7 protein-coding genes are annotated in these 8952 nt (G+C 66.0%); 5 read left to right on the top strand and 2 right to left on the bottom strand.

Annotated elements, in window-relative coordinates:
• The first annotated feature begins 75 nt into the window (after window positions 1-75).
• The gene (locus tag ACREE8_RS09525) at window positions 76-1659 is read left to right on the top strand and encodes a lysine--tRNA ligase (RefSeq protein ID WP_431572755.1); all 1584 of its coding nucleotides are present in this window, start codon (window positions 76-78) and stop codon (window positions 1657-1659) included.
• Window positions 1660-1816: 157 nt separating this feature from the next.
• Here ACREE8_RS09525 and ACREE8_RS09530 read toward each other — a convergent pair whose 3' ends face one another.
• Complete coding sequence (locus tag ACREE8_RS09530) at window positions 1817-3829, bottom strand: BTAD domain-containing putative transcriptional regulator (RefSeq protein WP_431572749.1); 2013 nt, start codon at window positions 3827-3829, stop codon at window positions 1817-1819.
• Window positions 3830-4144: 315 nt separating this feature from the next.
• Between ACREE8_RS09530 and ACREE8_RS09535 the strand changes: the two genes are divergently transcribed.
• Genes ACREE8_RS09535 through ACREE8_RS09550 form a run of 4 tightly spaced genes read left to right on the top strand, consistent with a single transcriptional unit; the run spans window position 4145 to window position 7609 of the window.
• Window positions 4145-4387, top strand: a complete 243-nt coding sequence (locus ACREE8_RS09535) for a DUF1127 domain-containing protein (RefSeq protein ID WP_431572750.1) — start codon at window positions 4145-4147, stop codon at window positions 4385-4387.
• A complete protein-coding gene (locus ACREE8_RS09540; RefSeq protein WP_431572751.1) occupies window positions 4374-5240 on the top strand; it encodes an alpha/beta fold hydrolase in 867 nt (288 codons plus the stop codon). Before ACREE8_RS09535 ends, ACREE8_RS09540 begins: the two co-directional genes overlap by 14 nt.
• Before the next feature lie 58 nt (window positions 5241-5298).
• Window positions 5299-6618, top strand: a complete 1320-nt coding sequence (locus ACREE8_RS09545) for an O-acetylhomoserine aminocarboxypropyltransferase/cysteine synthase family protein (RefSeq protein ID WP_431572752.1) — start codon at window positions 5299-5301, stop codon at window positions 6616-6618.
• Window positions 6619-6676: 58 nt separating this feature from the next.
• Window positions 6677-7609 carry a homoserine O-succinyltransferase gene (locus tag ACREE8_RS09550; RefSeq protein WP_431572753.1) on the top strand — a complete coding sequence of 311 codons (933 nt, stop codon included), beginning with the start codon at window positions 6677-6679 and terminating at the stop codon, window positions 7607-7609.
• Window positions 7610-7618: 9 nt separating this feature from the next.
• Here ACREE8_RS09550 and ACREE8_RS09555 read toward each other — a convergent pair whose 3' ends face one another.
• A complete protein-coding gene (locus tag ACREE8_RS09555; RefSeq protein ID WP_431572754.1) occupies window positions 7619-8713 on the bottom strand; it encodes a patatin-like phospholipase family protein in 1095 nt (364 codons plus the stop codon).
• Window positions 8714-8952 lie beyond the last annotated feature (239 nt).

Genomic DNA, 8952 nt, shown 5'->3' on the forward strand with positions numbered 1-8952 from the left:
GACCGCTCCTTAGTGTCGCCCGGCCCTGTGGGGGCCGAGGATTTCGGCGGTTTTTCTCAAGTTTGGATCCTGGACATGACGAGCGAGCGGGAACTGGCATTGGCGGCGAAGGCGTGGCCTTTCGAGGAGGCCCGCAAGCTGGTCGCGCGCTATGCCGCCAAACCACCCGCCAAAGGCTTCGTCCTGCTCGAGACCGGCTATGGGCCGTCGGGCCTGCCGCATATCGGCACTTTCGGCGAGGTCGTGCGCACCACCATGGTGCGGCGCGCCTTCGAGCGCATGTCGGATATCCCGACGAAGCTCTACGCCTTCTCCGACGACATGGACGGCTTGCGCAAGGTGCCGGACAATGTCCCCAACAAGGAGATGCTGCGCGAGCATCTGGGCCGGCCGCTGACCGTCATCCCCGATCCCTTCGGCAAGTTCGAGAGCTTCGGCCATCACAACAATGCGATGCTGAGGGGCTTCCTCGACAGCTTCGGCTTCCAGTACGAGTTCCAGAGCTCGACCGACTGGTACAAGAGCGGGCGCTTCGACAAGGCGCTCCTCGAGGTGCTGCAGCGCTATGACGAGATCATGGAGGTGATGCTGCCCTCCCTGCGCGAGGAACGCGCGCAGAGCTACAGCCCCTTCCTGCCGATCAGCCCAAGCTCTGGCCGCGTGCTGCAGGTGCCGATCGTTTCGCATGACGTGAAGGCCGGCACCATCACCTTCAAGGACGAGGATGGAAGTACGGTCGAGCTGCCCGTCACGGGCGGTCGCTGCAAACTTCAATGGAAGCCCGACTGGGCGATGCGCTGGCACGCGATCCCGGTCGATTACGAGATGTCGGGCAAGGATCTGATCCCGTCGGTCGAGCTCGCGGGCAAGATCTGCCGCATCCTGGGATCGCCGGCGCCGGAGGGCTTCAATTACGAACTCTTCCTCGACGAGCAGGGCAAGAAGATCTCCAAGTCCAAGGGCAACGGCCTCTCGGTCGAGGAATGGCTCACCTATGCGCCGCCCGAAAGCCTGTCGCTCTTCATGTATCAGAAGCCCCGCGCGGCCAAGCGGCTCTATTTCGACGTCATCCCGCGCGCGGTCGACGATTACCTGACCTTCCTCGAGAAGTTCCCGGGCGAGACGCCGGCGCAGCAGCTCGAAAACCCGGTATGGCATATCCATAACGGCAAGCCGCCGGCGGCCGTGCCGGGCCTGAGCTTCAACATCCTCCTGAACCTCGCCAGCGTCTGCCACGCCGAGGACAAGGCGGTGCTGTGGGGCTTCATCTCCCGCTATGCGCCGACCTTGTCGGCGGCGAATGCGCCCTTCCTCGACAAGCTCGCGGGCTATGCGATCGCCTATTACCGCGACTTCGTGAAGCCGACCAAGAAGTACCGCCTGCCCGACGCGATGGAGACGAAGGCGCTGGAAGAGCTGCTGGCCGAGCTGGAGAAGCTGCCGGCCGGCGCCGATGCCGAGACGATCCAGACCCTCGTCTATGAGGTCGGCAAGCATCACCCCTTCCCGGAGTTGCGCGCCTGGTTCAAATGCCTCTATGAGGTGCTGCTGGGCCAGGACCAGGGCCCCCGCATGGGCAGCTTCATCGCGCTCTATGGTCTCAACGAGACCAAGTCGCTGCTGAAGCGCGCGCTGGCGGGCGAGAACCTGGCGGGATGAGAATTGCAGGCGCCGTCGCTTTCTAATCCCTTCCCCCCTTGAGGGGGAAGGTTAGGAAGGGGGGTGCCAAGCACTCCACCGTGTCTCGCAGAGGTACCCTTCCCCCTACTCCCTCCCGCAAGGGGAGGGGGCGTGGTTCCTTTTGTGATCCCTTCCTCTACGACCTCCCCAACCCCGCGATCCTCAAGCCCTCGAGCAGGATGTCGAAATGGTGGCGGTGGCGGAACGGGTAGGTCTCGCGCAAGTAAGCCTCGCAGAAGCCCGGCTGCAGCTCGAGCAGCGCGTCGAGGGCGGCGCGCGCCTCGCTGGTCTGGCCGAGATGGGCGGCCGCCGCCGCGAAGCGCGGATAGGCCCGCGGATAGTCGGGGCGGACCGACATCGCCTTGCGCGCGCAGATCGCGGCATCCTCGAACTGCTCGAGTTGCAGATAGCAGAGCGACATGTCCGCCAGCATCGCGGCGTTGCTGGAGTAGCGCGGATCGAGCCGCATGATGATGCGCAAATGTGGCAAGGCGTCGTTGGGCTGGCCCGCGAACTCCAGCGAGCAGGCGGCGGCATGGCGCGCGAAGGACGAGCTCGGATTCATGTCCACCGCACGGTTGGTCCGCTCGAGGCTTGCATCATAATCGTGGCGCATCCACAAGTCGTTGAGGCCGCCCACGGCATGCGCCATCCAGTCGAGCTCGTCGAGCGCCAGCGCGCGGTTGGCGCAGCGATCGGACTCCTCGAACGACCGCTGCGGGCTCTCGCTCCAGCCGAGGACGCCGTCATACCAGTAGCATTGCGCGAGGCGGGCCCAGGCAATGCTCATCTCGGGGTCGATGGCGATCGCCTCATGCAGCAGCTCGACCGCTTTCTCCATGCCGCCCCGCGTCATCTTCGACTTGTGCAGGCTCGCCCGCATCACCCGGTCCCAGGCCGTGATGTCGCCATCGGGCTTTCGCAACGAGCGCTCCTGCTCGGCCCGCTCGACCAGCGGCTCGATGCTGGTGACGATCTTCTCCACGAGGTCGTCCTGCACCGCGAGGATCTCGGTGAAGTTCACGTCATAGCGCCGCGCCCAGAGCTGGTGATGCGTCAGGAGATCGGTCAGCTCGGCGCGGATGCGCAAGGTCTGGCCCGACGGCCTGATGGTGCCGGTCACGGCGTAGCGCGCATCGAGATTCCGGCCGATCTCGGCGAGGTCGGTCATGCTGTTGCTGTAATAGCGGCTGGAGTTGGTGCCGATGACCGGGAACCAGCGCCAGCAGGAGAGGCCCGTGGTGATGTCGTCGGCGATGCCCTCCGCGAGATATTCCAGCTCGCTGGTCTCGCCGACATTCTTGAAGGGCAGCACCACGACCGCGGCCCGGAGCGGCGCGACGAAGCGCTCGGGGCGGGCCGCGGGAACCGCCCGGGGCTCGTCCTGCTCGTCGATCAGCCGTGACGCGCGGGCGGGCTCGCCCGCGGCCTTGATCTCCTCATAGAGCCGCATGGTGATGAAGTCGGGCTCGACATCGAGCTCCTGGCGCAGGAGCTCGCTCAGGCGGTGGTAATGCTGGAGGGCCTGCGCGCGCTCGCCCTGCTTGGCGAGGATGCGCATGAACAGGCGATGCGACTTCTCCTTGAGCGGATCGAGATCGAGCAGCCGCTGCACCGCTGCCAGCGCGTCGGCATCCCTGCCATGCCCCTTGTAATGCTTTGCCAGGCGATAGAGCACCTGCCAGGCGACCTCCCGCAGCCGCGACCGCTCGAGGTCGAGCCACTCGTTGAAGGTCGATTCGCGGAGACGAAGATTGGCGAGCAACGGCCCGCGATAGAGCGCCGCCGCGGCTTCCAGATCCGCGGGTGATTCGCTGACAGCCAGCCGCTCGAACTCCCACACATCGACCGTGATGAGGGCGGGTTCCAGCGTCACCGTTTCGCCAGCCGTGATGATCGGGTTGATCCCGTCGACATCGAGCGCGCGGCGCAGCCCATAGACAGCCTGGCGCAGGCTCTGTCGTGCCTGCTGCTCGAAGCGTTCGCCCCAGAACAGATCGACCAGGCGGTCACGACAGGGCGGCTGATTCCGGTTCAGCGCGAGATAGGCCAGCAGCGCCAGCGATTTCCGGCTGGCCAGATTGATCGCGGCATCGGCGCGGTCGATACCTGACGGCTCGCCCAGTATCTGCAAACGATAGTCGCACACCCGGTCAGTCCCCCGTCCATTCTCCGCTCCCCTGTCGGGAGGCGCCGAGGATGTTCGAGAAGTCCAGGCGCCCGATCGTATCTGGCGGCTTGGCGTCAGCTCCGCCACTCCCGGTCCTGGATTTTCATTCGCGTGATTTGTTTTTGACGCCGAATTGACGGCGTCGCGGGTCGCCGGCAATGCCGAACTGACCCTCCGATGACGGCCCCACTCCATAAACCCCTCCATAAAACGCCGCGCCCCCCGGCGCAGCGACCTCGGGTGGGACCGTTTCCCTATGGAGACGTTCCTATGCACCCTCGATTGGAGAACTCCATGTCAGCCAGCACTCACGATGTCAACCGACAGTCTGTTCACAGTGGCGTGCAGTCCCTCGGATTTGTCATACGCCGATGCGCCGCGGCGATTCGTTCTTGGCGGGAGCGCCAACGGGCCGCGGGCCATCTGATGATGCTCGATGACCGCATGCTCAAGGATATCGGCATCGGCCGCGGCGAAATCAGCGCGATGGTCCATGGCATTAGCAGCGATCGGCGGCGTCACCATGACATTCGTTAGCTCGACGCGAAGGCCCGCTACACAAAGTGAAGCGGGTCCCAGCGCGCTGGCCGTGCTGCTTCACAGCTCGGCCAGCAGCGGCGCGCAGTGGAAGAGTCTGACCGGTTGGCTCGCACCCTCGCTGCATGTCATGACGCCTGACCTGCCCGGCTACGGTACAGCCGCTGTACTTGACGACGGCGAAGACGACGTGCTTGCCGATGCCGGTCCGGTCATCGCTCTCATCGAGCAGGCGGGCGCTGCGGCCCATATCGTCGGCCACTCCTATGGCGGCGTCATCGCACTCGCGATCGCGATGGCGCGTCCGGAGCTGGTTCGCAGTCTCACGCTGATCGAGCCCGTCGCCTTCTATCTGTTGCGCAACGGCGACGCGGACGATCGCCGGCTGCTGCGCGAGGTGACCTCGGTCGAAGACCGGATTCGCGCGGCGCTCGAGCTGGGCGCGCCCGAGATCGGAATGACGCGCTTCATCGATTTCTGGAACGGCGAGGGCAGCTGGGCCCGGCTCGAGCCGGCGCGCCAGATCCAGCTCTGCCGCCAGATCCATCGTGTCGCCGCGAACTTCGCCGCGGTCGCGCAGGAACCTTGCACGCTGGCGCCGGTCCGGGCGATCCGCCGCCCGACGCTCATCATTCGCGGCGAGCAGTCGCCCGGATGCACGCGGCGGATCGCCGGGATGCTCGAGGCGGCCATCCCGAGCGCCAGGCTTGCCGAGATTCCGAACGCCGGCCATATGGCGCCCCTCACCCATCCGCATTACGTCGATCCGCTCGTCGCCGACCATATCTTCGCCGCCCGGCAAAGACACATGGCCGAGCTGCAGCGGGTCGGCGCGGCGAACTTCAGATATTGACGGTGCGGTGCCCCGCGGCATTCCCGAAAACAACTCCAGCCACCAGAAGAGAGAGACCATGACGAGCACCATCGCCCACCCCGAGACCCTCATGCTGCATGCCGGGCCCCGCAGCGATCCGACGACCGGCGCCGTGGCCGTGCCGATCTGCCAGACGACCTCCTACCAGTTCCGCGACACCGCGCATGCAGCGGGCCTGTTCGCGCTCAAGGAGCTGGGCAACATCTATTCGCGATTGATGAATCCCACCTGCGACGCGCTCGAGCAGAAGCTCGCGGCGCTCGAGGGCGGCGTCGCGGCGATGGCCGTGAGCTCGGGCCAGGCCGCGTCCGCATTGGCGGTCCTGAACATCTGCCATGCGGGCGACAATATCGTCAGCTCGACGGACATCTATGGCGGCACCTGGAACCTGTTCTCCCACACGCTCTCGACCATGGGCATCACGGTGCGCTTCGTCGATCCGGCCGATCCCGAAGGCTTCCGGCGCGCCACCGACACGCGCACGCGCGCCTATTACGCCGAGACGCTGCCCAATCCGAAGCTGGCGGTGTTCCCGATCGGCGAGGTGGCGTCGATCGGACGCTCGCTCGGCGTGCCGCTGATCATGGACAACACGGCCGCCCCCGTGCTCTGCAAGCCGTTCGAGCATGGCGCGGCGATCGTCGTCCATTCGACGACAAAATACATTGGCGGCCATGGCACCTCGATCGGCGGCGCCATCATCGATGGCGGGAATTTCGACTGGGAGCAGCATGCCAACCGCTTCCCGATGCTGAACCGGCCCGATCCCAGCTATCACGGCGCGATCTGGACCCAGGCCGCGAAGCCGCTGGGCCCGATCGCCTATATCCTGAAGGCGCGGGTCACCCTGCAGCGCGACCTCGGCATGTCGATGAGCCCCTTCAACGCCTTCCAGTTCATCCAGGGGCTCGAGACCCTGCCCTTGCGGATGCGGGAGCATTCGCGCAACGCGGCCTCGGTCGCCAACTATCTGCAGAACCATCCCGCGGTGACGCGGGTGATCTTCCCGGGGACCCACACCGACGCGGAGCAGCGGCGGCGGACCAAGGCCTATCTCAAAGGCGGCCTGGGCGGGCTCGTCGGGTTCGAGCTCAAGGGCGGCGAGGCGGCGGGCCGGCGCTTCATCGACGCGCTCAAGCTCTTCTATCACGTCGCCAATATCGGCGATGCGCGTTCGCTCGCGATCCATCCGGCGAGCACCACGCACTCGCAATTGAACGAGGCCGAACAGGGCGCCACCGGCGTGACGCCCGGCTATGTCCGGCTCTCGGTCGGGATCGAGCATATCGACGATATCCTGGCGGACCTGACCCAAGCCTTCGCCGCCGTCTCAGCGGGCCTCGCGGCGGCGGCGTGAGGTGGCTGGCGGGCGGCAGGAACGCCGCCCGCCAGCTGCCGGCCCCGGAGCGGCAATCATGGCGATCATTCTTCCCGACGGGCTGCCCGCGAGCGCGATCCTGCGCGCCGAAGGGATCGAGGTCCTGGATGCGCCGCGCACCGGTGGACGAGCCCTCAGGGTCGGGCTCGTCAATCTGATGCCGGACAAACCCGTGACCGAGACCCAGTTCGCGCGGCTGCTGGGAGCGGGACAGCGAGACGTCGAGCTCGTCCTCGTCCTGCCGGCGACGCACCGGCCGCGCAACACACCGGCCGGGCATCTCGCGGATTTCTACCGGCCCTGGCAGGCCGTCGCGGCTCAAGGCCTCGATGGCCTGATCGTGACTGGCGCGCCGGTCGAGCTGTTGCCTTTCGCTGCGGTCGATTACTGGCCCGAGCTCTGCCCCATCCTCGACTGGGCCCGCAGACACGCGAAGAGCAGTTTCTATGTCTGCTGGGCGGCGCAAGCCGCCCTTTATCGTTTCCGCGGCGTCGGCAAGCAGACCCTGCCGGCGAAGCTCTTCGGGCTTTTCGACCATCGCCTCACCGCGGCGGAATCGTCCCTCGCCAAGGGCCTGCCGATGCGCTTCGCCGTGCCCGTTTCCCGCTATACCGAATCCTCGGTCGAAGACATCGCCCGGCAATCGGGACTGCAGCCTCTCATGGCCTCGGCGGAGTCGGGTCTTTGCCTGATCGAGGATGAAGGAAACCGTGCCGTCTATGCCTTCAACCATTTCGAATATGATGCCGACACGCTGGCGCGCGAATACCGGCGCGACCTGGCGGCCGGCGAAGCCATTCCGATGCCGGAGAACTATTTTCCCGGCAACAATCCGGACGGAATGCCGTTGAACAGCTGGCGTGCCGTGGCCCGCATCCTGTTCCGGAACTGGCTGCGCTCGCTCGAGCGGCCCGCGGCCGAAATTTCTCCGCGCTCCCTCCGCCGGCAGGCGCAATGGGCGCGGGGCTAGCCGGTCGCGCTATTCCCGCTGCGATGTCGGCAGTTCCGCCAACCATGCTTCCGCCGCCTTTCCTCCACTTTCCTTGAGTCTTGTCAGGAACGACCAGTCGAGATCGAGCGCGCTGCTGCGCTCGAGCCCTTCGACGGCATCTTCGGCGGCGATCCGATGCAGCCGCAACCGACGCAGCTTGCGTCCTTGGCGCGACAGCAGGAACGGCTCGCTCCGGCAGAGCGCCGTCAGGCTCGACAAGGCCCCCAGCTCGGTCTGCAGGGGACTGTTGAAGGAGATCTGATTCACGCGCCGCGCGATCTCGGGCGAGGATTGCGGCATCGCCTTCAGGCGCTCGGGCGTGAGCTGGATCAGCATGAGATCGTCGGCGCCGGACTCCATCGCCAGCCGGCGCAACGGCGGGTTGGCGCTCAATCCGCCGTCCCAATAGAGCTCGCCTCCGATCTCGATCGCATGATGCAACAACGGCAGGCAGGCCGAGGCCAGCACCATTTCGAGCGTGATCTCGGTTTCGCGAAACAAACGCAGCCGCCCGGTCTTGACGTGCGTGGCCGCGATGAACAGGCGCCGCGGCGAAGCCCTGCGCAGCCGCTCGAAATCGACGAGATCGGCGAGGATGGCGCGCAAGGGGTTGAGGCCCAGCGGATTGTACTGATAAGGCGACACCAGCTGGGTAGAGAGCGCCAGCGTGGTGGCCGCCGACCCCGTGACGCCCATGCTGCGCAGGGGACCGAACGGCGTGAGCAGGGCCGCATCGCTGGCCCGCTTCCAGAATCGCTGCAGCTTCTCGCGGGCCTCGTCGGGTCCGTCGGCCAGCCCGTCGGCGAGGATGACCGCGTTGATGGCGCCGGCGCTGGTGCCGCTCAGCGCATCGACCGTCAGGCCGCGCTGCTCGATCAGCCGATCCAGCACGCCCCAGGTGAAAGCTCCGAAGGAACCGCCGCCCTGAAGCGCCAGCGACAGCCGCCGCCGCGGCGCTTCCCTAGCGCGCGATCGGTTGCGCCGGAGCCGGTCGAGAGGGGAGAGCCAGGCCTGACGCCAGGCCCCGCCAAGCTCTCCCAGCCGCTCCGCCCGCGTGACCGCCGATGCCGTCTTATATCGCATCGCACAATTCTCCAGAGCTAAATTATAGCCCTGAAATAGCGTACGAATATGTCTTTTATGGGAACGCTATATTGCGCAGCAGCAAAAATGTCGCAGTGACGCGGAAAGAGGCAGAAACGGCGCCGCCGCAGGGCGGGACCCACTGAATGAGCAAATAAAGCGTTCAGCTTTCGTTGTTCCCATGTTGTGTCGGGGACAGTTGACAGCGCCAGAGCGCGAGACTAAATAAAATCCAGTAC

It is taken from the genome of Hypericibacter sp., assembly GCF_050729195.1.
GTDB lineage: Bacteria > Pseudomonadota > Alphaproteobacteria > Dongiales > Dongiaceae > Hypericibacter.